Here is a 20,502-nt window from a genome sequence, read left to right as displayed (position 1 = left end):
GCGGCCAGCGTTGCCCGAACAACCTCGCGGGGTGGGGACCATCACCGGTGCGGGCCCATCCGTGGCAGCATCCATGAGACATGGCCCGCTACGCCCTCATCGCCGAGCCCGACCCCCACCGCGCCGCCAGCCTGCTCACCCTCGTCGCGGGGGAAGGGATCGAGGGTGTCCTGGCCCGGGATGGCGCGGAGGCCCAGGAGGTGGTCCGCCAGCGCAGCGCCCCGGCCCTGCTGCTCACGGACCTGGCCCTGCCGCGCGTGGATGGCTTCACGTTGCTGTCGTGGCTGCGCGAGCGACAGGACGCGGGCGGCACGCAGGTGGTGGTGGTGACGGCGTTCGACGAGCTGCGGGTGCGCGCGTGGCAGCTCAAGGAGGCGCTCGGCATCCACTCGTTGCTCAGCCGACGCGCGCCGACGGAGACGGTGCGGGACACCGTGCGCCGGGTCCTCGCGGGACAGCGTCCCCTGCCCGTCACGCCCACGGAGAGCGGCCCCAACGACGAGCACCAGCGGCTGGCGCACATCGACGCGCTGCACCTGGTGGACGATGGCCCTCCGGAGGCGGAGCTCCAGGAGCTGGTCACCGAGGTGGCGCAGGCCTTCGGTGTGCCCGTGGCGTTGCTGACGTTGGTGCTGGGGGACAGGCAGTGGTTCAAGGCGCACGTGGGGCTGCCGCACGCGCTGGCGAGGGACCGGGGCACGCCCCGGGACTGGGCCTTCTGTCACCACGTGGTGATGGGGCGCGAGTCGCTGGTGGTGCCGGACGCCACCCGGCACCCGGTGTTCAAGGACAACCCGCTGGTGCGCGACGGCATCGTGGGCAGCTACGCGGGCGCACCGCTGGTGACGCCGAGCGGTGAGGTGCTGGGCACGCTGTGTGTCATCGACACGCGGCCCCTGGTGCTCGGCACCGAGGACATGGCGGCGCTGCGGGAGCTGGCCCGGCGCGTGGCCGGGGACCTGGAGCTGAAGTCCCGGGCGAGGTCGGATGCGAGGGATTGGAGCCGCTCGCGACAGGAGCCCTCGCGCTCGGAGCTGGCCGCGCTGACTCAGGTGCGGGACGCGATCCAGGCGCTCGACGTGGCCACGCTGCTGGTGGCTCCGGGCCGGCAGCCCTTCGCGGGCAACGCCGCGCTGGCGGAGATGTTGGGGCTGACGCTGGAGGACATCCCGAGGCTGTCCTTCGACAGCTTCCGTCAGCACGTCGCGAGCCTGACGGCGGACCCGACGGGGCACTCGCCGTTGCTCGACCTGGCGTCGGACACGTCGCGGGGGCTGCACCTGTCGTTGACGCTGGAGCATCCCCGCCCCCGGCGCATCCGGTGGGTGGCGAGACCGTTCCCCATCCCCGGCGGCATGGCACAGCTGCTGACGCTCTCGGAGCCAGGAGGGGTGTCGCCGCGTGAGGAGCGCGAGCGGATGCTGCGGGTGGACACGCTGACGGGGCTGGCCAAGCGTCGCGCGGGCGAGGAGCGCCTGCTGCGGGAGATTGGTCGATGCCGGAGGGACGGGGTGCCTTGCGGCGTGCTGTTGGTGGACCTGGTGGGGCTGGGACAACTCAACCTGCGACACGGGTTCGACGCGGGAGACACGGCGCTGCGCGATGTGGCGCGGCACCTGGAGCCGGTGGGGGCGCCCACGGGCTTCGCGGTGCGCTGGGAGGGCGGCACGCTGCTGGTGGCGCTTCCGGGATTGGACGCGGGCGCCACCGAGGCGCTGCGGGAGCACCTGCTCTCCGAACTGGAGACGTTCGAGGTCCACACCGTCGCCGTGGCGGTGGAGGGTGAAGAGGACCCGGGGCAGACGCTCGCCAGGGCCCATGCGGCGCTCGCGCGGGTGAAGGCGGAGCATCGCGCTCGGAGCACCGCGGGCTGAGGGACGGGGGAACGGTGTAGAACAGGGGCTCATGGCCCTGCTCACCGTCCCCGACCGGCTGCGCTTGCCTCTTCGCTTCGACGTGAGTCGCCTCCAGGAGGAGCTGGCGCGCGTGCCCGCGGAGGCGTGGGTGCCGCACTTCAACACCCGCTTCTACGAGGGTGAGTGGAGCGGCGTCCCACTGCGCTCGGTGGGAGGGATGGAGGGGCGCATCTACCCCGACCCCACGGCGCGGCAGGAGTACGCGGACACGCCGCTGCTCGGGCGGCACCCCGCGTTCCGGGAGGCGCTCGCGATGTTCCAGTGTCCCATCGGCTCGGCGCGGCTGTTGAAGCTCGCGGCCCGCGCGAACATCCGCGAGCACACGGACTACAACCTGGCATTCGCGGATGGCGAGGTGCGCATCCACGTCCCCATCGTCACGCATCCGGAGGTGAGCTTCGTGCTCTCGGGCCAGCGCGTGGACATGCGGCCCGGGGAGTGCTGGTACCTGAACTTCAACCTGCCCCACCGCGTGGACAACACAGGCGACACGGACCGCGTGCACCTGGTGCTCGACTGCGTGGTGGATGAGTGGCTGAGGGACGTCTTCGCCAGGGCCATGACGGAGGAAGGCGGCGCCCGTGTCGCTTGAGGACTTCGAGCGCTTCCGGGGGCGGGTGTTGGAGGACGAGGTGCTCCAGGAGGCGCTGCGCGGACCGAAGGATGTGCCCGGATTCATCGCGCTCGCCATCCGGTTGGGGGCGGAGCGGGGATGTCACTTCACGGAGGCGGAGCTTCGCGAGCTGATGCGTGAGGAGCGCAAGCGGTGGCTCGGGACGTGGGTATGAGCCCGCGGCTGGACGGGTGGATACCGGCGCGGCTGCAGGTCGAGGGCGAGGCGCCGTGGGTCGACTGGTGTCACCTGGGGAGCCAGCGCTTCACGGACCCGTTCTTCGACGAGACGCTGGAGCGGAGGTTGCGGCACCCGTTCCCCCTGCTCTTCCGACACCGGACGTCGATGGAGACGCTGGTGGAAAGACAGACGTCGCACCCGGGGTTGCCGGTGCGAGGGCTCGTGTTCCACATGTCCCGCTGCGGGTCCACGATCCTGGCGCAAATGCTGGCGTCGCTGCCTCGCCACATCGTCCTGTCCGAGGCGGCCCCCGTGGACACGGTGCTGCGCATCCATTCGAGACTCCCGTGGGTGGATGAGGCCCGGCGAATCGAATGGCTGCGCGCGGTGGTGGCCGGGCTCGGACAGAAGAGGAACCCCGAGGAGCAGGCGGTGTTCCTCAAGCTGGACGCATGGCATGCCTTGGAGCTGCCATTGCTCGAGCGGGCGTTTCCCGGGGTGCCGTGGCTGTTCTTGTATCGGGACCCGGTGGAGGTCATGGCCTCGCATCAGAAGCATCGAGGCGCGCACGTGCTGCCGGGGGTGCTGGAGCCCGCGCTCGTGGGGCTCGACGCGGAGCAACTGTCCGAGCTGTCATTGGAGGAGTACGGCGCACGGGTCCTCGCGCGGCTGTGCGAGGCGGGGCTGGAGGGCTATCGCGCGCGGAAGTCACCCGCGTTGCTGCTGAACCACCGAGGACTCCAGGACACCGCCGTGTCCCGGCTCGTGGAGCTGTTCGGGCTGGAGCCCGGTGCCCACGAGCTGGAGCTGCTGACCCAGGCCGCGGCCCGTGACGCGAAGAACCCCGTGCTCCCGTTCGAGGACGACGCCAGGCAGAAGGCCGAAGCCGTCAGCGAGGTCTCTCGCACCATGGCCCAGAAGTGGGTACGCCCCGTGTACGAGGAACTGGAGGCGGAGCGGCTGCGGGCCATCGAATGACGGCGCGCAGCACTTCGCCTTGATTGTATTTTGCAGCCCAAACAAAGACATCACGCACAACGCACCTGCGGCCCATGCGGGCTTCACCCAGGCCCGAGCCGCATCGGCGCCCACAATTCACTGGCAGTACGCCATCCCCCGTGTCAGAAATACAGCCGACTTCCTTGTCAGGACGAGAGGGCCATACTGGCCCCGTCTGACAATGAAGGGGGGAGACGAACGCCATGCTGATGGGAATTGCAGCCCGCCGCGGTGGAGTGCTGCTCGCGGCCTTGGGATTGAGTGCGGTGGTCGGCTGTGGAAGCGGAGCGCCGACGACGGGCCCCGGGGAGGAGATGGTCAACAGCGAGGCGGAGCTCTACGTGGCCTCCGGGCGACTGTGGCGGCCGATGAGCATCCCTGTGTGCTGGGAGAACCCGGGAGCCAATGACGCCACCCAGCGGCAGTGGGTGCGCGACGCGGTGGAGCGCACGTGGGCGACGCGCTCGGGCGTCCGCTTCACCGGCTGGGGCAACTGCGCCGCGGGGGCCCTGGGCATCCGGCTCAACATCAGCGACGTCGGCCCGCACGCGAAGGGGCTGGGCAACTCCATCAACGGCGTCGCCGCGGGCGTGGTGCTGAACTTCACGTTCAACAACTGGGGTCAGAGCTGCCAGAACACGCGCCAGTACTGCATCGAGACCATCGCAGTGCATGAGTTCGGTCACGCCCTGGGCTACGCCCACGAGCAGAACCGTCCGGACACGCCGGGCTCCTGCACCGAGCCCCCGCAGGGCTCCAATGGCGACCAGACCATCGGCGCGTGGGACCTGGCCTCGGTGATGAACTATTGCAATCCCCAGTGGGCGGGGAATGGCAACCTCAGCGTCACGGACCAGGTGGGCGCGCAGCAGACGTATGGCGTCCCCTGGGAGTCGCTGGGCGGAAACCTCACCTCCGGACCGGCGGTGGCCGCGCGCGGCCCGAACCGGCTGGACGTGTTCGCCCGGGGCACCGACAACCAGCTGTGGCAGGCGTACTGGAATGGCACCGGTTGGTTCTCGTGGTTCCCGCTCGGCGGTACGTTGACGTCGGACCCGGTGGCGGTGAGCCGGGACTCCACCCGCATCGATGTGTTCGCCAAGGGCTCGGACAACGCCATCCACCAGACGTCCTGGACCGGGTCGACGTGGACGGCCTGGTCGTCCCTGGGCGGCAACTTCGCCTCGGGGCCGGCCGTGTCCTCGTGGGGTGCGAACCGGCTGGACGTGTTCGCCCGGGGCACCGACAACCAGGTGTGGCAGTCCTTCTGGACCGGCTCCACGTGGAGTTCCTGGTTCTCGCTCGGCGGCACCATCGCCTCGGACCCGGCGGCGGTGAGTTGGGGCTCAGGCCGCATCGACATCTTCGCCCGGGCCACGGACAACACCATCGTGCAGAAGTATTGGAATGGGACCACCTGGGTGGGGTGGACGTCCCTGGGAGGCAACTTCGTCTCGTCGCCCACGGTGGCCTCGCGCGGCGCGAACCAGCTGGATGTGTTCGCCCGGACCGCCGACAACAGCCTGTGGATCAACTCCTGGAATGGCGCGAGCTGGAGTGGCTGGACCTGGCTCGGCGGTGAGCTGGCCTCGGCACCGGAGGCCGTGAGCAAGGCCTCGAACCACCTGGATGTCTTCTACATCGCCGCGGATGGAACGCTGCGGCACTCCTGGTACCGGAGCGGGTGGTAGGCAGGCGTCGCGCGGTCTCCCCTCTCCCGGGAGACCGCCGCCATCGTCAGCGCGTCTCGGCCGCCTGGAGCAACCGCTGGCACCGCGACGCGCCCCGCTGGGGGGGCTCCGCATGGGGCAACAACTCCCCCGCCTCCCGGAAGTGCGTCAGCGCCTCTTCGCACCGCCCTACCCGGGTCAGCCATTGCCCCAGGAAGACGCGGGCCTCGTAACCGCCAGGGTCCAGGCGCGCCGCCCTGGACAGGAGGGTCTCCGACTGGGGACGCGCGAAGGCAAGCTGCCTCCCCCAGCCCGTCACCGCGACATACGCGAGCAGCCCCCCCATCACCAGGACCGCGCACACGCGCGCGACGACCCTCGCCCCCTGCCCTGGCGTCACCACCCACGCCTCGCCTCGCATGCGCGTCAGCGCCCCCACGCTGACGGCGACGAGGAAGGTGGCGGTGGGCGTCAGCAACACCGTGTCCAACCCGCCCAGCAGGGTCAACGCCGCGAGCACCGACATGAGCGCGAGCGCCTCCTGGCGGGCCCGTGAGTCGGAATCCTGGCGGGCCCGCCTCCAGGCTTCGCGCCACAGCCCACCCGCGATGGCGAAGAGCATGAGCAACGCCAGCCCCCCGCGCTCGGCGAGCAGGCCCACCCAGTCCGCCTGTGGCAACGCCTCCACCGGCAGGAGCGCATCCACGGTGTAGGACGGGTCATCGGGCGTCGCGTGGCGGGGGTAGTGCACCGTCCAGTTTCCGGGTCCCACCCCCAACACCGGCGCCTCTCCCACCATGTGGAGCGTGTTGGCGTACTGAATCAGCCGGCCGCGCCCCGAGCCCGCGTCATGCTCCGCGATGCGGCGCAGGGTGTCCCCGTACGAGCTGCGCCACTCCAGGACATTGGGCAGCCCGAGCGCCACCCCCACGCCCACCAGCAACGCGCCGAGCAGGAGCACACTCCGCCCCGAGGTGACGGACGCATCCCGACGTCCGCGCCACCAGCCCCAGACGCCCATCCCCACCACGACGAACACCGCCAGCCACGCGGCGCGGGAGCGGGACAGCGTCAGGGCCCAGGACACCATCGTGCCCATCACCAGCAGCAGCCCCAGCCTTGCGCGCGAGCGCGCGTGGAGGACGCAGAGCCACACCACGGGGAGCGCGAGGACCAACAGGTGTGCCGCGCGGTTGCGGTGCCCCAGCAGCCCTCCCGGAGCCCGGTTCATCGTCGAGAACCCCGCCAACGGCCCTTGCGCCTCCAACACCATGGACACCGCGAGCAACCCGACCGCCACCACCACCCCCTGGAGCATCACGTCCCGGTACCCCGCGGCGGCCAGCGCTCGCGCAGACAGGAAGAGGCCGGCCCCCGACAGCGAGACCCCCACCGCGCCGAACGCCAGCCAGGGATTGTGAGCCGCAAGCGTCGACACCACCCCCAACCCGACGAAGCCTCCGGCCAGCAGGGACACCCTGTCGAACCGCCACCGCCGCGCCCCCATCAGCCAACACCCCACCGTGGTCAACGCGGCCGCATGGAAGAGCAGCGCCTTGGGGAAGGTGAACCGGTCCGTCACCAGCCACCCGCGGGGCACCGCCACCCAGAGCGTGGCGACCAGCCCCCCCACCAGACACCAGCAGGCCCATGCCCACCAGCAGGGGCCTGCCTCGCGCGGCTCAGTGCTCACGGCCCAGCACCTCCGAGGCCGCCGCCGCCTTCGCCAGCTCCCGCGCCCGACCACATGCGTCGCGCAGCACCTCATCCATGGAAGGAAGCGTGGCCGAGAAGGCCTCGACATCGACCGCGGGGACGTGGGCACCTCCCAGCGCCGTGTGGAAGGACTCCCCACGCGCCAGCCCCGCGTGGAGCAGGTCCATGCGCATCAACGCATGCGTCTGCTCACGCGGCGACACCAGCCCGGACGCCAGGAGCTGACTCAACACCCGCGTCTGGGCCGTGAGCGCCCGCTGCGCGTTGTTCCCCGTCAGGGCCCGACGCGGCGCCGCGAGCAGGCTGGACAGGAAGCTCGCCTCAAAGGCATCCAGCGTGTCGGGGGGCTTGCCGAAGTAATGAAGGCTCGCCGCCTCCGCCCCCCACACACCCTCCCCCCATTCCACCGTCGACAGATACAGCTCGAGGAGCCGACGTTTGCTCAACGCCGCTTCGAGCGCGCGAGACAACCAGACCTCCCTCAGCTTCCGGTGCACGGTCCGCTCCGGTGAGAGATACAGGTTACGGGCCAGCTGCTGTGTCAGTGTGCTCCCCCCGTGGCGCGCGTCGCCCCCGAGCCACGCCCGGGCCGCTCGCCCCAGCGTCTTCCACTCCACGCCCGCGTGCTGGAAGAACCCCCGGTCCTCCGCCTTGACGACAGCGCACACCAACAACGGCGAGAGCCTCTCCAACGGCGTCTGTCGCACGACATAGGTGTCCTCGGGAACACCCAGCTCCTCGGCACGAAGGAGCATGAACCGCGTGCGTGGCGGCGTCCACGACACCAGGGCCGAGACATCGGGCGTGAGCCACCCGAGCCACAATGGATACACCGCCCCCATCAACAGCAGCCCCGGCAGCAGCCACCGCCTCATCCCGCCATCCATTCACGGTGAATCATCCCATGGATACTTGCACATACTGGGAGTAAATGTCATTAATAAGACTCTTGCTGGCTTAGCCGGTAAGGCCGCTTTTGCTCAACTGCGTCAGCCCACCGAAGGCGTTCCTTCCGGAGCCGATAACAGGCCGCCGGGCAGGGCGGTGACTGTTCTTTGCCTTCAAACCATCCGCACGTACCTGAAAGGCCGTATCCATGTCATCCAGGAACACCGCCATGCGTTTCGGTTCAGGGCTCATGGCCCTGACCCTCCTCGCCACCACACCGGGCTGCAGTGGCGGCTCGGATGGGGGGCACCGCAACTACCGCGTCCTGACGCACGAGAAGTCGGCGCCGCGCACCTTCGCCGAGTACCGGGAGCGCACGGGCAGCTACAAGCTGGCGTTCGACGACCGTGAGGCTCGCGACGTCTCCTATTACCTGCGCAGCTACGTGACGCGGGGGGACGGGGATGTGGTGCTCGGCCTGGCGGACGCCTACGGCGACGCCTCCTTCACGGTCAACGACGCGACGTCGACGGTGACCATCCAGAGCGCGGGAGGCACCGACCACCTCGTCATCAACGCGGATGAGAGCGTCTCCGTGAATGGCCTCCAGTTCCCGAACGGCGGAGCCGCGGGCATCTACCTCGACTCGAATTCCTCCGCGGTGGGCGCCATCTCCGACGAGTCCATCGGCGTGGTTCACGAGGAGGTCGGCACGGAGCTGGGCTACTACGAGGACAACTCGCGTGGTGGAGTGGTCGTCGCCATCGTCGCCGTCACCTGGCTGGTGTCCACCGCGGTGCTGTGCCGCCGCGAGTATCGTCGCAAGAACCGGCGGCTCGACCAGATGACGCTGTACTGCCGCAACTGGTGCACGCAGACCGGCGGCTGCTACTGAGGCGCTGAGCCGTGCTCGGGGGTCGGGACGTGACGTCCCGGCCTTCCATTGCGTGGACCCGGGTTCCAACGGAGAGGCCTTGCGCGCGAGCGTCCTGATTCCCCTTGTCGTCGCCATCGCCTCGGTGGCGGCCATCGCCAGCGGCACGCTCGCGCCGAAGGTCCGTGCGGTGCCCTCGGGCATCTTCGTGCTCTCCGCGCGCGCGGACCCACCGACGCTCCACACCCGCTGTCCCGAGGGCCTGTGCGCCTATCTGGAGCTGGAGGACTTCGACTGCCCGGAAGAGCCGCCGCCCCCCGCCGAGGTCCTCATCATCGGAGGACACAGCGTGCCTCCGGAGTACCTGCGCGCCCCTCCCGAGGCGATTGCCCGGGTGGTCCAGTGCCTGCGCCCCCGGCTGCTGGTGCTCGACACCTGCTACGGGTTCTCGTCCCCGCTGCTGGAGTTGCTGGTGACGGCACGCCCCGCGATGCGGGTCATCGGCGCGACCTTCAAGCTGCCGCCCCAGGGGCTCGCCTACGACGACGCCTTCTACACCGCGCTGCCGCCCGAGGAGCGCGCCCGGCACGTGCGCACGCGCTCGGGAGCCCGCCTGGAGTCCTGGTGGACCGACCCGGAGGAACTGCGCGCGGCCCTGGACGATGTCGCGAGCTGGGACGTGCCCCGGCTCACCGCGGGCCTCCAGCGCAAGCACCCGAACCTGGTTCGGGTGTCGTTGCACGGCGACGAGGCCACGCTCCTGGTGCCCGTGCCACCTTCGCGATTCCGCCCATGACGTTCCTCCTCGCGGGCGTGTTGCTGGGGGCCGCCTTCCTGGACGCGCACGCCCAGCCCTTGGCATGGGTGGGGTTGGTGGTGCTGACCGTCGCCTTCCAACGCGCCAGGTCCACACGCGAGGCGCTCGTGGGTGGGTTCGCCGCGCTCCTGACGAAACAGGGGTTGGGCCTGTTCTGGATGCTGCCAACCCAGGCGCGGTTCCTGGAGCTCACGGGGCCGCAAGCGCTGGGGTTGTGCGCGCTCATGCATGCCTCGATGACGGGCCTGCTGTTCATCCCCGTCGCCGTGGGGGTCCTGTCGAGGCGGTGGCTCCCCGTGCGCTGGTGGCTGCCGGGGGCCTGGGCTTCGGGTGAGGCGCTGTTGGAGTGGGTCAGCGGGGCTGGCATGGGACACCTGCTGCACAGTCAGTGGGCCGTGCGGCCCGTATTGCACGGCCTTGCGTACCTCGGATGGTTCCCCGTGCTCCTGCTGGTGCTCTACGCCTGCGCCGCCGTGGGGGACGCGTGGGTGAAACGCGCGCCGAAGGCGCTCTGCATCCCCTTGGCCATCGCCCTCGGCCTGTTCCTGCTGCCGCCCATCCCCGTGCCGGAGGCGCCTCTGCGAGGTGTCGCGGCCATGCACCTGGTCACCGCGGGTCAGGTCCCGTCGACCCTTCCCGAGGGCGTGGAGCTGATCATCTGGCCCGAGGCCTCCATCCGCGGCAAGCACCGCCTCCCCGAGGGTCCTCAGCCCCGCGGCGTCCACCTGGCGACCTTCACGCCCACCCTCGGGACGCACCACCTCGTCGGCCTCACCCTGAAGACGCCCGAAGGCCACCTCAACGCCGTCGCGTCGGTGGACCCGGACGGGAACGTCCTGGCGACGCGCGGAAAATCCCTGCTCGTCCCCGTGGGAGAGCGTCCCTTCGGGGGCGTGCCCGTGCTGAACGGCCTGGGGCTCATTCCCGGTCGGGCGCCGCCGTTGCTCCCGGTGGCGTCCACCCGGGTGGTCGCGATCATCTGCTACGAGGTCTTCAGCCGGACCCTCGTCATGCAAGGCCAACTCGCCGGTGGCGAACTGCTGGCGGTCCTCGTGAGCGACCGTCCGCTCGCGGGCAGCCGCATCGCGATGGAGCAGAGCCTCGGCGTGGTGCTCCTGCGCGCCGTGGAGTTCCAGCTCCCCGCCGTGCGTGCATCGCTCGGGGGAATCTCCGCCCTGGTCTCACCCGACGGACGTATCCTCGCGGCAAGCGGGCCTGAACACGGGGAGCGCGTGCTCACCTCGAGCGTCGTCCCCACCGGCCCCGGCCACCGCGACTGACGGCGCCATCCTCGTCCGACGGTCATCCCGACGCACGGCCACCACGTGCCTCCTTGCGGAAGGCCGAGGGCGTCTGGCCGAAGCGGCGGCGGAACGCGCGGCTCAGTCCGGACTGGCTCAGGAAGCCCACTGCGTGAGCGATTTCGGAGAGCGGATCATCGCTCTCACGCAGGCGCTGCGCGACCGACTCCAGGCGAAGCTGCGTCAGATAGCCCACCGGGGGCTGGCCGATGCGCTCCTGGAAGAGCAGCGCGAAGCGCGTGCGCGACATCCCCACCTGCCTCACCAGCTCCTCCACGGACCAGTCCCGGGCGGGGTCCGTGTGGAGCAGGTGAAGCGCCTGCGCGAGCTGCGGCTGACGAAGCCCCGCGAGCCACCCGGGCGAGTCCTCTCCCGTCTCGAGCAGCAAAGCGCGCAGCACCTGGACGAAGAGCGCCTCGGTGATTCGCGCGGCCGCCAGCGCCGCGCCCGGGGCCGTGGAAGCCGCCTCGTGTGAGAGCGAGTCCAGCAGCCCTCGGAGCGCGGGGAGCGAAGCCAGTCGCTCACGTCGCAGGTGGATGACCGGAGGGAGGCCGCCGAGCATCCGCGTCCCCTGTGATGCGCCTGACCACCGAACAGGACGACCAGTTCGCCCGCCTCGAGGGGCAGGCTCTCGCCGCCGACGCGCAGCACGCAGCCCCCCTGCTCCACCCAGTGGAATGCCGCGAACGGGGCGCTCGGCAGGTCCGTGCCCCAGGGAGCCACCAGCTCCCAGGCCGCGTAGATGCTCCCCTTGAGACGCATTCCTCGAAGCACTGCCGACAGCGGCTCCATCCCCATCCATCCTTCTGGAACGCCAGGCCCACGAATCGGGACGGCCGACGAAGCGGCGGTCCCTCCATCATCCATACAGTGGCATGCGTCGGCGGGAATGCAGCCCCAAATCGAGCCCCGCCCAGAAGGACCCCCATGCCCGTGAAGGCCCGTCACATCCTCCTGGCGCTCCTCGCAGTCACGGTCGGGGGCATCGCCATCGCCGCCACCCCGCCTCCACCCAACGTCACCGGGAAGAAGGAGCAGTCCATGATCGTGGAGTACATCCGTTACGACATCCCCGCCGAGCGCGCGGACGCATTCATCGACGCCTACCGCGCCGCGGGGGAGCACCTGCGTGCCTCACCCCACTGCCTGCGCTACGAGGTGGGCCGAGGCTCCGAGGAGCCCCACCACCTCGTCGTCCGAATCGAGTGGGACTCCATCGAAGGCCACCTCCAGGGGTTCCGCACCAGCCCGGCGTTCCAGAAGTTCTTCGTCCTCGTCCGACCGTTCGTCTCCAACATCCAGGAGATGAAGCACTACCGCGTCGAGGGACAGTGGAGCCGCTCCTGAACACGGATAGGCGCGGCCGGAGAACCCGTTCGACGACCGTGTGCCCATGACATAGCGTGGTCTCCCTCACCCGGGAGACCGCGTATGGCAGACACGAACGAGACGGACGGGTCGCTCGGCCGCGCCGCGTATTCGACGTTCGCGGAGCGGTACGCGACCTTCGCCCAGACGAAGCCACACAACGCGCTCTATGAACGGCCGGCGACGATGGCGCTGCTCGGAGACGTCACCGGGCTGCGCGTGCTCGACGCCGGCTGCGGCCCCGGCATCTGCAGCGAGAAGCTCGCGCGCGGTGGCGCCACGGTGCACGCGTTCGATGTGACGCCGGAGATGCTCCCGCTCGCCCGTGCGCGCTGCGAGGGCCTCGCGGTGGACGTGCGGACAGGAGACCTGTCGGCGCCGCTCGACTGGCTGCCCTCGGGGTCCTTCGACCGCATCGTCTGCTCGCTCGCGCTCGACTACGTGCGTCACCTCGCCCCGGTGTTCGGTGAGTTCCGCCGCGTCGCGCGGCCCGGCGCGCTGCTCGTGTTCTCCATGGGCCACCCGATGCGCGACTGGAACGACGTGCGCTGTCGCGGCGACGGCACCTACTTCGACACCACGCGCTTCGGGATGTACTGGTCCGGGTTCGGAGAGCCCAAGCCCTACGTCCAGGGTTACCGCCGACCGCTCGCGGACATCCTGAACGCGCTGGCGGAGACAGGCTGGATGCTCGACCGCGTCGTCGAGCCCAAGCCGCTCGACGACATGAAGGTCGCCGACCCACGGTTGTTCGAGGAGCTGTCACAGGCCCCCGGCTTCATCTGCATCCGGGCCCGGTGCATCCCCTCGATGCCTCCTTGAGACGACAGCATCCTCCCGAGCGGCGATGATGGCCTTTCCGGAGTGGCGCCTGTTCGCGGGACTCTTCGAGAGCGCGGAGCGCTGCGACGCCGTGGCCCCACAGTCCCGGCCCCTGCTGAGCCGGGGACAGGAGTTGTCGGCGCTGGCGCTCATCGATGACCATGGACGCGCACTGCCACTGCGGACGCTTCACTTCTGGCGACGAGCCGCCCCATGACGCCACCCTCCGGAGCTGCATCGAACGGGTGCTCGGTGGGAGCCAGCGCGCCAAGCTCACGCGACGCCTGGACCAGGCTCGCAGGCCCATGCTGCGAGAGCTCTCGAAGTCCGTGACACGCCAGTGGAGCCTCGCCCCCTGAGCAGGTGCGTCCCGACCGCGACCGAGTTCACCCGGAACGCGAGCGCGTCCCAGGTGGACGCACCGGGTGGGCCGCGGTGGGCATCTCGGTTATTTCACTGAGTGTATTGGCATGGAATGGATGTTGCTGTGGGGTCCGCCCTCTTCCGCAGGAGTGAGTCGGATGCCTCTCTATGTCTGGAATGAAGAAGATGAACGCTTGGATGAGGTCAAGCCAGCACGGCGGCTGGAGGCGGACGAGGAGAGCGTGTCGCGCGAATTGAGGCAGGCCTGTGGAAAGGGGGGAAAGAAGGACAACATCTACATTCCGATGGGAAGTCGTGCCCGGTTCGCCGCGTGGGTGAAGGCGCGCTATCCAGTTGTCGCAGCGCCGGCCGCAGCAGCAGCAGCGCCGGCAGCCGCAGCAGCAGCGCCGGCCGCAGCAGCAGCAGCGCCGGCCGCAGCAGCCAGAGGGCCTGCCCCCGTGGAGCAGGAATGGTCCATGTCCTGGCGCGACCTGCTCGCGGGCCTTGCGTTGGGGCTCTCCCAGAAATGGAAACGTCACGTCGCACTCCTCTGGAATGCGAAGACGCACGAAATCGTGGGGGTAGGGTATGACGCCCAGGGCACGGCAAGGAACTGGCAGACGGCCATCGTCAACGTGCTCCAGCGCACGAGAGGTGGTGAAGACCTCCATTGCGTTTCGTCAAATCTACCCACGTCGATGTGCTGGGGGATGGCGCATGTGCTCAAGGTGAACCGTGTATGGATTGCACGGGGAAGCGGCGGGAATCGCCCTCCCATGGTGAAGAGCTTCAAGGGAGATGCGCTCCAGGAGCAGGTCGGGCTGGGCAACGCCTCCGCGCAGCTTCGCCAGTTGAATCCGCTGAGTTCCGCCGGGCACTTCCTCGAGACCGTCAAACAGAGGGGCCTCGACCAAAAGCTCCCGAAACATGTGGCCGCGGCGGTGGAGGCTGTCACGAAGCCTCCCTCAATCGACAGACGCTGCTGGCCTTCTCCGTCTGTCGAGAGGGCCTTTGGCACCGTGCCGGACAGTCGCGCCACGGATGTCCAACTGGAGAGGGACCTCTATATCCGTCTCGTGGTGGCGTTGACAGGGATGACCTGGAGCCCCAAGCCCGATGGCCCCATCGCGAGCCGGGGAGAGCTTGCCAGTGGGAACAACGTCGCCGCCGTGCTGGTCCACCGCGGCCGCATCATCGGATGGGGGCTCAACACCCTGGCGCAGAACCTCACCTTCCACGCGGAGACCATCGCCATCCAGACGTACCTGAAGTCGATGCGAGTCTCCGCGCTTCCGCAAGGCTGCACCATCTACAGCTCCCTTCAGCCCTGCGACATGTGCGCGGGCTTCATCGAGCACGTGGGGAACGGGGTCGAGGTCCGCTATGCCGTGTCTGACCGTGAGCTGCAGACCGTCCTCGACAGTTCCAAGAACGAGAACTCGGCGACCCTCTATCCCCCCATGATGAATGTTGTCGACTTCCGCGACCTCAGACAGGCGATCTCGGCGCGCTTCGGGGCGGATTCAACGGGAACGACGAGCGTCTTGTTCGACCAGCGAGAGGACAGGCGGGCTGTCGGGCATGGGGCCAGGGCCAGACATGAGCTTGCCTGGTTGGAGGCAGCCAAAGCCAACGGGGAGTGGCTCGATCAGAAAGCCTTCACCCAGCTCACGGACCTCAAGAAGGCTGTCCCGAGGCCCATCGCCGAGAACGCACTCGGGCTGCGCTTCGCGAGCTTCTTCGATTCCCTCATCGCCTACACGGATGGGAGGATCCACGATGCAAGTCCCAACACCATCGCCGTTGCCGAGCAATGTCTAGACCTCCTTTGGATTGCCGCTCGCTCCGGGATGAGCACTCGGTACGGGGTCGGGATCGTGGCCGCGCTCATCGCACGTGAGGAGAGGAGGAGAGGAGGAGCCGCCGCGGGTGGAGGCGGCGCCGCGGCGGGAGGGAACATCGCCGCCGCTGTGAGCCCCGCCGCCGGAGGCAATGCCGCGGCCGCGGCGGCCGCAGCGGCCGCGGTCGTTGACGATGAGGAGGAAGCCTGGGTCGCCGAGCAGAGAGCAGTTGGACGTTGGGTCGTCGATGACGCCCCCTGGGACGATGACGGGGACGACGGAGGGGCGGCCTGGGACGGTGGCGCGGGAGACCCGGACGGTGACTGGGACGAGGAAGAGGGGAAGTCGGACACCGACGCTCACCCTCAGGACACGGATTGGAAGTCCGACGGCGGCGCCGGCGCCAGTGCGGCAGCTGCGGCGGGAAGCGCGGCGGGCCCGGCACGTCAGGGAGGTCAGCGCCACTGGGCCGCGCTCGCCGAAAGACTCCAGGGGCCGCGCGCGCCCCCAGCCGCGGGCGGAGGCGCGGCGGGAGGTGCTGCGGCGGGAAGGGGCGCGGGGGGAAAACGTAGCTAGTGCTGACCCGTGCGGCTCCAGGCACGTCAGCGGGCCGACTCCCCCGACAGAGCCGACATGGCCAGCCGTGCCATGAAGGACTCCACCTGCTCACGGTTCGGCAACCCCGAGAGCGCCCCCAGCCGCATCGTGGCCAGGGCCGACGTGGCGTGCGCGAAACGGGCCGCATCGACCAGGGAGCGCCGCTCCCCCAATGCCACACACAGCGCCGCGGAGAACGCATCCCCCGCGCCCGTGGTGTCCACCCAGTCCACGGGGAGGTTGGGCAACCACAGCTCCCCCTCGGACCCGAGGAGCAGGTTGCCCTGCGGCGCGGCGACGACCGCGGAGCCGACGCCCCGACGCAACAGGTTCTCCGCCGCCTGACGCGCCGACTCACGGTCCACCACCTCCACGCCCGTCAACACCTCCGCCTCCAGGTCATTGAGCCGGATGACATGCACCGCCTCGAGCAGCTCCTCGGGCAGCGACGTGGGCGGCGCCGGGTCCAACACCACATGCGTCCCCGCGGCCCGCGCGACATGGACCGCCGCGACGACGACCTCGAGCGGAACCTCCAGCTGCACCAGCAGGACATCCGCGCGGGAGATGCGCTCCTCCGCGGCGAGCACATCCGGAACGCGCATCCGTCGGTTGGCCCCTTCCGCGGACAGGCTCTGTCGGTGCCCTGACTCATCCACCATCTCGAGCACGACGCCGGTGCTCGCGCCCGGGTCCCTCGCCACGGCGAGCGTGTCCACGCCCTCGCCCTCCAACTGCTCCAACAGCCCGAGCCCCCGCGCGTCCGCGCCCACCCGGCCCACCAGCGTCGCCCGGGCCCCCAGGCGCGCGGCGGCCACGGAGGCGTTGGCGCCCTTTCCTCCCAGGCTCTCCAGGAACAGGTGCCCCTCCACGTTCTGCCCCTGCCTCGGGAGCCGAGGCCCCTGGACCAGGAAGTCCGTGCTGATTCCACCGACCACCAGGATGTCCGCCTGTCGACGCGCAGCCATGACCGTCGTCCCCCTCCCCACCCCACCGTCCGTTGCCACGACGCGCATGGGAGCACGCCGAGCGCGAAGCCTCATCAAGCTAGGCATCACCGGGACACGGCACGGCGGACGGCCAGTCGTGCCACCGCCGCGCCGGCATCCCGAATGGACGGCGGCGTCGCACTCCCTGCCTCGGCTCCGAACAGGGATTCAGGACCCGGGACGCACCTCGCGTCCGCTCAACAACCTCGGCCGTACGCGAGCAGGAACACGTCGTGATCCACCTGAGTCACCACGCCGTTCCCGTCGATGTCCGCCCACAGGGAACCACTGCCCCAGTACGCCATGAAGGCAGCGGCATCCATCACGTCGACCACGCCGTTCGCGTCGAAGTCCGACGCGCAATACAGCAGCAGGTCCATGCTCCACGCCCCCGACACGCCCCCCGACGCGGGCCCTCTCGCATCCACCGAGGCCGAGACATCGCCCTGCAAGGTGTACGGCCCGGCCGGCAGCCAGCCCGCGAGCTCTTCCGTGTCGCTCTCCGATGGAGACACATCGAAGGACAGGACCGGCACCCCGCTCTCCAGATTGGCCAGATGCAACAACGTCGAGACACCACCGAAGGACTGCCCCCCGTTGCTCGCGTTCGACCAGGCCGACACCGTCACGAACGCCCTGTAGCGCGCGCGGCGGTTCAACTCGAACGTGAGGTACATGTCCGCGTTGCTGATGCCCTGCCCTCGCGCGGAGGCCTCCACCGCGGTGCCAGAGGCCCAGGCACTCAGCGAGGCCCGGATGCGTCGCTCGGACATCTCCGACGACTGCCCCCCGCCCGCCGTCGCATCCAGACGCGGATTCGGCGCCTGGGGTGGCGACGCCGACAACGCGAGCGACGCGTTGAACAACTCGAACCCCTCCGTCTCCACGCGGTCCGAGTCCTCCGACTGGCCCGCCGCGTCCACCGTCAGGAAGCTCGCGGAGACGGAACGGCGGCCTTCAATCGGGGTGATTCGCTGGGCGTTCGCCGACGTCGCCAACAGCAGGCAAACCGCACCGGCCCACAACACGCCTGGACGCATGCTGACCTCCACGGGGTGTGACGAGGGAAGCCCACCACCTTAGGCCGCTCGCCCTCCGTAACCCGAATACCCCGCGCGCGGTCTCCGCCCCGAAGTCCCAGCGCTCCCCCAACCCACTGAAACTCCTATGCGGAGCCCACAACCCCCGACCCACGAGCGCGTTGACACCTCGCGTCGACCGGTGCTACCTACCGGTCGGTAGGTCGTGGCTTTTGAAAACTTTACAGTCCACCGTGACGAGGCACACGTGACGCATAGCGGACGGAAGCCGGATGAAGGCGAGCGCTACAAGGCAATCCTGGAGACGGCGGCGCGGCTCATCTGCGAGCGTGGCTACGAAGGCACCTCGATGCAGGAGATCGCCGCCGCGTGCCGGATGACGAAGGCGGGGCTCTACCACCACATCCAGAACAAGGAGCAGCTGCTCTTCGCCATCATGAACTACGGGATGGACCTGTTCGAGGAGCAGGTCCTCTCGCGCGTGCAGGACATCGCGGACCCGGTGGAGCGGCTGCGCGCGTGCATGCGCCACAACATCCTGCTGGTGACGCGCGGGTGGAGCAAGGAGGTCATCATCATCCTCCACGAGCACGCCACGCTCACCGGTGAGGCGCGCGCGTTCATCGACAGCCGCAAGAAGCGCTACGTCGACTTCCTGGAGGAGGCCTTCTCGCAAGCCGCGCAGCAGGGGCGCATCCGTCCCGTGGACCCGACCATCGGCGCGTTCTCGTTCCTGGGCATGGTGTTGTGGGTCTACAAGTGGTTCAAGCCCGACGGCCGCCTCTCGGATGAGCAGATCGCCGACGGCATGGTGGAGCTGCTCTTCCCGCCCATCGTCGCCGCCGCGGTGGATGGTCAGCCCGGGGTGTCCTCGCTGCGCATGGTGCCTCGCGCCGCGGCGTCGGGCTCCGGCTCCGGTGGCTCCGGAACGGAGGGGACGTGAAGACCGCGCGCTGGTGCTCGCTGGAGGACGCCGTCGCGTCCATCCCCGACGGCGCGTCGCTGGCCACGGGCGGCTTCATGCTCGGCCGCGCGCCCATGGCGCTGGTGATGGAGCTCATCGCCCAGGAGCGCCGGGGCCTGCGGCTCATCTCGCTGCCCAACCCGCTGCCCGCCGAGCTGCTCGTCGCGGGCGGCTGTCTGGCCCACCTGGACATCGCCTTCGGCGCGCTGAGCCTGGAGGGCCGCGTGCGCCCCATGCCCTGTATCAAGCGGGGAATCGAACAGGGCACCCTGTCGTGGCGCGAGCATGACGGCTACCGCGTCGTCCAGCGCCTGCGCGCCGCCTCCATGGGCCTGCCCTTCATCCCCGCGCCGGACGCGGATGTGTCGGGGCTCGCGCAGGCGGAGCCGCCGCGCACCGTGGTGGACCCGTTCACCGGTGAGAGCGTCCCGGTGGAGCCGGCTTACTTCCCGGACGTGGCGCTGATCCACGCGCGCGCCGCGGACGAGCGCGGCAACCTGTACATGGAGGACCCCACCACGGACCTGCTCGTGGCGGGCGCCGCGCGCCGCGTGATTGCCACGGTGGAGGAGCGCGTGACGAAGCTGCCTCGCGCCACCATCCCCGGCTTCCAGGTGGACCGCATCGTCCTCGCGCCCGGCGGCGCGCTGCCCACCGGCTGCGCGGGGCTGTATCCCCACGACGACGCGATGCTCGCGCGCTACCTGTCGCTCGCCGAGACGGGCCAGGAGGCGGAGTTCCTCGCCTCGCTGAAGACGCGGAGGGCGGCATGAGCGCGGCCCTGGACATCACCCCCGCGGAGACCGTGGTCTCCCTGCTCGCGCGGCAGATTGAAGACGGCGCCGTGGTGGCCACGGGCGTCGCCTCGCCGCTGGCCATCCTCGCCATCGCCGTGGCCCGCGCCACGCACGCGCCGGGCCTGACGTACCTGGCCTGCGTGGGCTCGCTGGACCCGGACATCTCCTCGCTGCTCCCCTCCTCCGAGGACCTGGGCTACCTGGAGGGGCGCTCGGCGGAGATCACCATCCCCGACCTGTTCGACCACGCGCGCCGGGGCCGGGTGGACACCGTCTTCTTCGGCGCCGCCGAGGTCGATGCCACCGGCAGCACCAACATGACGGCGAGCGGCAGCCTGGCGCACCCGCGCACCAAGTTCCCCGGCGTGGCCGGCGCCGCGACGCTGCGCCAGTGGGTCCACCGCCCCGTGTTGCTGGTGCCGCGCCAGTCCCGCCGCAACCTGGTGCCCGAGGTGCAGGTGGCCACCACCCGGGACCCGCGCCGCGACGTGCGGCTCATCTCCGACCTGGGCGTCTTCGAGCTGGGCGCCTCCGGTGCAAGGCTGAAGGCGCGCCACCCGTGGGCCTCGACCGAGGACATCGCCGAGCGCACGGGCTTCGACTTCACGGTGGACGACTCGCTCACCATCACCCCGCTGCCGGACGCGCGCACCGTCGCCGCCATCCGCGCGCTGGACCCTCGCGGCCTGCGAGACCAGCTCGTCGGTCGCTGAATCCAGACATCCCTGTTTCGACTTTTGTGTCTCG

The 20,502-nt window shown here is 69.9% G+C and carries 20 protein-coding genes and 1 pseudogene; 14 read left to right on the top strand and 7 right to left on the bottom strand.

Annotated elements, in window-relative coordinates:
- The first annotated feature begins 80 nt into the window (after positions 1–80).
- The 5 genes from VZQ01_RS37300 (at position 81) to VZQ01_RS37280 (ending at position 5,399) form a co-directional block, all read left to right on the top strand.
- On the top strand, positions 81–1,874 hold the full coding sequence (locus tag VZQ01_RS37300) for a GGDEF domain-containing response regulator (RefSeq protein WP_426746041.1): 1,794 nt from the start codon (positions 81–83) through the stop codon (positions 1,872–1,874).
- A 31-nt stretch (positions 1,875–1,905) separates the two neighbouring features.
- A complete protein-coding gene (locus tag VZQ01_RS37295) occupies positions 1,906–2,508 on the top strand; it encodes an aspartyl/asparaginyl beta-hydroxylase domain-containing protein (RefSeq protein ID WP_426746040.1) in 603 nt (200 codons plus the stop codon).
- Positions 2,498–2,704 carry a Nif11-like leader peptide family natural product precursor gene (locus tag VZQ01_RS37290; protein WP_426746039.1) on the top strand — a complete coding sequence of 69 codons (207 nt, stop codon included), beginning with the start codon at positions 2,498–2,500 and terminating at the stop codon, positions 2,702–2,704. Before VZQ01_RS37295 ends, VZQ01_RS37290 begins: the two co-directional genes overlap by 11 nt.
- The gene (locus VZQ01_RS37285) at positions 2,701–3,687 is read left to right on the top strand and encodes a sulfotransferase family protein (RefSeq protein ID WP_426746038.1); all 987 of its coding nucleotides are present in this window, start codon (positions 2,701–2,703) and stop codon (positions 3,685–3,687) included. Before VZQ01_RS37290 ends, VZQ01_RS37285 begins: the two co-directional genes overlap by 4 nt.
- Before the next feature lie 224 nt (positions 3,688–3,911).
- Positions 3,912–5,399 (top strand): DUF8189 domain-containing protein, encoded by a 1,488-nt coding sequence (locus tag VZQ01_RS37280; protein WP_426746037.1) that lies wholly within the window; start codon positions 3,912–3,914, stop codon positions 5,397–5,399.
- A gap of 46 nt (positions 5,400–5,445) precedes the next feature.
- On the opposite strand, the gene VZQ01_RS37275 is transcribed toward VZQ01_RS37280, so the two are convergent.
- From VZQ01_RS37275 to VZQ01_RS37265, 3 genes are all read right to left on the bottom strand, one after another.
- The gene (locus VZQ01_RS37275; protein WP_426746036.1) at positions 5,446–7,071 is read right to left on the bottom strand and encodes an O-antigen ligase family protein; all 1,626 of its coding nucleotides are present in this window, start codon (positions 7,069–7,071) and stop codon (positions 5,446–5,448) included.
- Entirely contained in the window at positions 7,061–7,969 is a 909-nt protein-coding gene (locus VZQ01_RS37270) for a biosynthetic peptidoglycan transglycosylase (protein ID WP_426746035.1), read from the bottom strand. The genes VZQ01_RS37275 and VZQ01_RS37270 overlap by 11 nt, the downstream gene beginning before the upstream one ends.
- Before the next feature lie 82 nt (positions 7,970–8,051).
- Positions 8,052–8,234: a hypothetical protein gene (locus tag VZQ01_RS37265; protein ID WP_426746034.1), complete on the bottom strand. Its 183-nt coding sequence runs from the start codon at positions 8,232–8,234 to the stop codon at positions 8,052–8,054.
- On the opposite strand from VZQ01_RS37265, the gene VZQ01_RS37260 reads away from it, so the two are divergent.
- The 3 genes from VZQ01_RS37260 to VZQ01_RS37250 all read left to right on the top strand — a co-directional run bounded on the left by VZQ01_RS37260 (position 8,233) and on the right by VZQ01_RS37250 (position 10,953).
- The gene (locus VZQ01_RS37260; protein ID WP_426746033.1) at positions 8,233–8,877 is read left to right on the top strand and encodes a hypothetical protein; all 645 of its coding nucleotides are present in this window, start codon (positions 8,233–8,235) and stop codon (positions 8,875–8,877) included. The two genes, VZQ01_RS37265 and VZQ01_RS37260, sit on opposite strands and share 2 nt — an antisense overlap.
- A gap of 79 nt (positions 8,878–8,956) precedes the next feature.
- A complete protein-coding gene (locus VZQ01_RS37255; RefSeq protein ID WP_426746032.1) occupies positions 8,957–9,652 on the top strand; it encodes a hypothetical protein in 696 nt (231 codons plus the stop codon).
- Positions 9,649–10,953 carry a nitrilase-related carbon-nitrogen hydrolase gene (locus VZQ01_RS37250; protein WP_426746031.1) on the top strand — a complete coding sequence of 435 codons (1,305 nt, stop codon included), beginning with the start codon at positions 9,649–9,651 and terminating at the stop codon, positions 10,951–10,953. The genes VZQ01_RS37255 and VZQ01_RS37250 overlap by 4 nt, the downstream gene beginning before the upstream one ends.
- Positions 10,954–10,975: 22 nt before the next feature.
- On the opposite strand, the gene VZQ01_RS37245 is transcribed toward VZQ01_RS37250, so the two are convergent.
- Positions 10,976–11,224, bottom strand: a complete 249-nt coding sequence (locus tag VZQ01_RS37245) for a helix-turn-helix transcriptional regulator (RefSeq protein ID WP_426749018.1) — start codon at positions 11,222–11,224, stop codon at positions 10,976–10,978.
- Positions 11,225–11,416: 192 nt separating this feature from the next.
- Positions 11,417–11,736 (bottom strand): annotated as a pseudogene (locus VZQ01_RS37240) (cupin domain-containing protein); the annotation flags it as partial.
- Between the two features lie 165 nt (positions 11,737–11,901).
- Here VZQ01_RS37240 and VZQ01_RS37235 point away from each other — a divergent pair.
- The 3 genes from VZQ01_RS37235 to VZQ01_RS37225 all read left to right on the top strand — a co-directional run bounded on the left by VZQ01_RS37235 (position 11,902) and on the right by VZQ01_RS37225 (position 15,944).
- On the top strand, positions 11,902–12,321 hold the full coding sequence (locus VZQ01_RS37235) for a putative quinol monooxygenase (protein WP_426746030.1): 420 nt from the start codon (positions 11,902–11,904) through the stop codon (positions 12,319–12,321).
- Between the two features lie 84 nt (positions 12,322–12,405).
- Positions 12,406–13,164, top strand: a complete 759-nt coding sequence (locus tag VZQ01_RS37230) for a class I SAM-dependent methyltransferase (RefSeq protein WP_426746029.1) — start codon at positions 12,406–12,408, stop codon at positions 13,162–13,164.
- A 521-nt stretch (positions 13,165–13,685) separates the two neighbouring features.
- Positions 13,686–15,944, top strand: a complete 2,259-nt coding sequence (locus tag VZQ01_RS37225) for a Bd3614 family nucleic acid deaminase (RefSeq protein ID WP_426746028.1) — start codon at positions 13,686–13,688, stop codon at positions 15,942–15,944.
- A 26-nt stretch (positions 15,945–15,970) separates the two neighbouring features.
- Here VZQ01_RS37225 and VZQ01_RS37220 read toward each other — a convergent pair whose 3' ends face one another.
- Together VZQ01_RS37220 and VZQ01_RS37215 are read right to left on the bottom strand one after the other, a co-directional pair.
- Positions 15,971–16,933, bottom strand: a complete 963-nt coding sequence (locus tag VZQ01_RS37220; RefSeq protein ID WP_426746027.1) for a ribokinase — start codon at positions 16,931–16,933, stop codon at positions 15,971–15,973.
- Between the two features lie 218 nt (positions 16,934–17,151).
- Positions 17,152–17,994 (bottom strand): GC-type dockerin domain-anchored protein, encoded by an 843-nt coding sequence (locus VZQ01_RS37215; protein WP_426746026.1) that lies wholly within the window; start codon positions 17,992–17,994, stop codon positions 17,152–17,154.
- A 247-nt stretch (positions 17,995–18,241) separates the two neighbouring features.
- Here VZQ01_RS37215 and VZQ01_RS37210 point away from each other — a divergent pair, with 247 nt between their 5' ends.
- Genes VZQ01_RS37210 through VZQ01_RS37200 form a run of 3 tightly spaced genes read left to right on the top strand, consistent with a single transcriptional unit; the run spans position 18,242 to position 20,468 of the window.
- Entirely contained in the window at positions 18,242–18,937 is a 696-nt protein-coding gene (locus tag VZQ01_RS37210) for a TetR/AcrR family transcriptional regulator (protein ID WP_046714459.1), read from the top strand.
- Positions 18,934–19,731 carry a CoA transferase subunit A gene (locus tag VZQ01_RS37205; RefSeq protein WP_141325865.1) on the top strand — a complete coding sequence of 266 codons (798 nt, stop codon included), beginning with the start codon at positions 18,934–18,936 and terminating at the stop codon, positions 19,729–19,731. Before VZQ01_RS37210 ends, VZQ01_RS37205 begins: the two co-directional genes overlap by 4 nt.
- Entirely contained in the window at positions 19,728–20,468 is a 741-nt protein-coding gene (locus VZQ01_RS37200; RefSeq protein WP_426746025.1) for a CoA-transferase subunit beta, read from the top strand. The genes VZQ01_RS37205 and VZQ01_RS37200 overlap by 4 nt, the downstream gene beginning before the upstream one ends.
- Positions 20,469–20,502 lie beyond the last annotated feature (34 nt).

Source organism: Myxococcus faecalis (assembly GCF_050039385.1).
In the GTDB taxonomy this organism is placed as follows: domain Bacteria; phylum Myxococcota; class Myxococcia; order Myxococcales; family Myxococcaceae; genus Myxococcus; species Myxococcus fulvus.
Note: the sequence above shows the minus strand (reverse complement) of the source record. Positions and strands in the feature narration are given on the sequence as shown.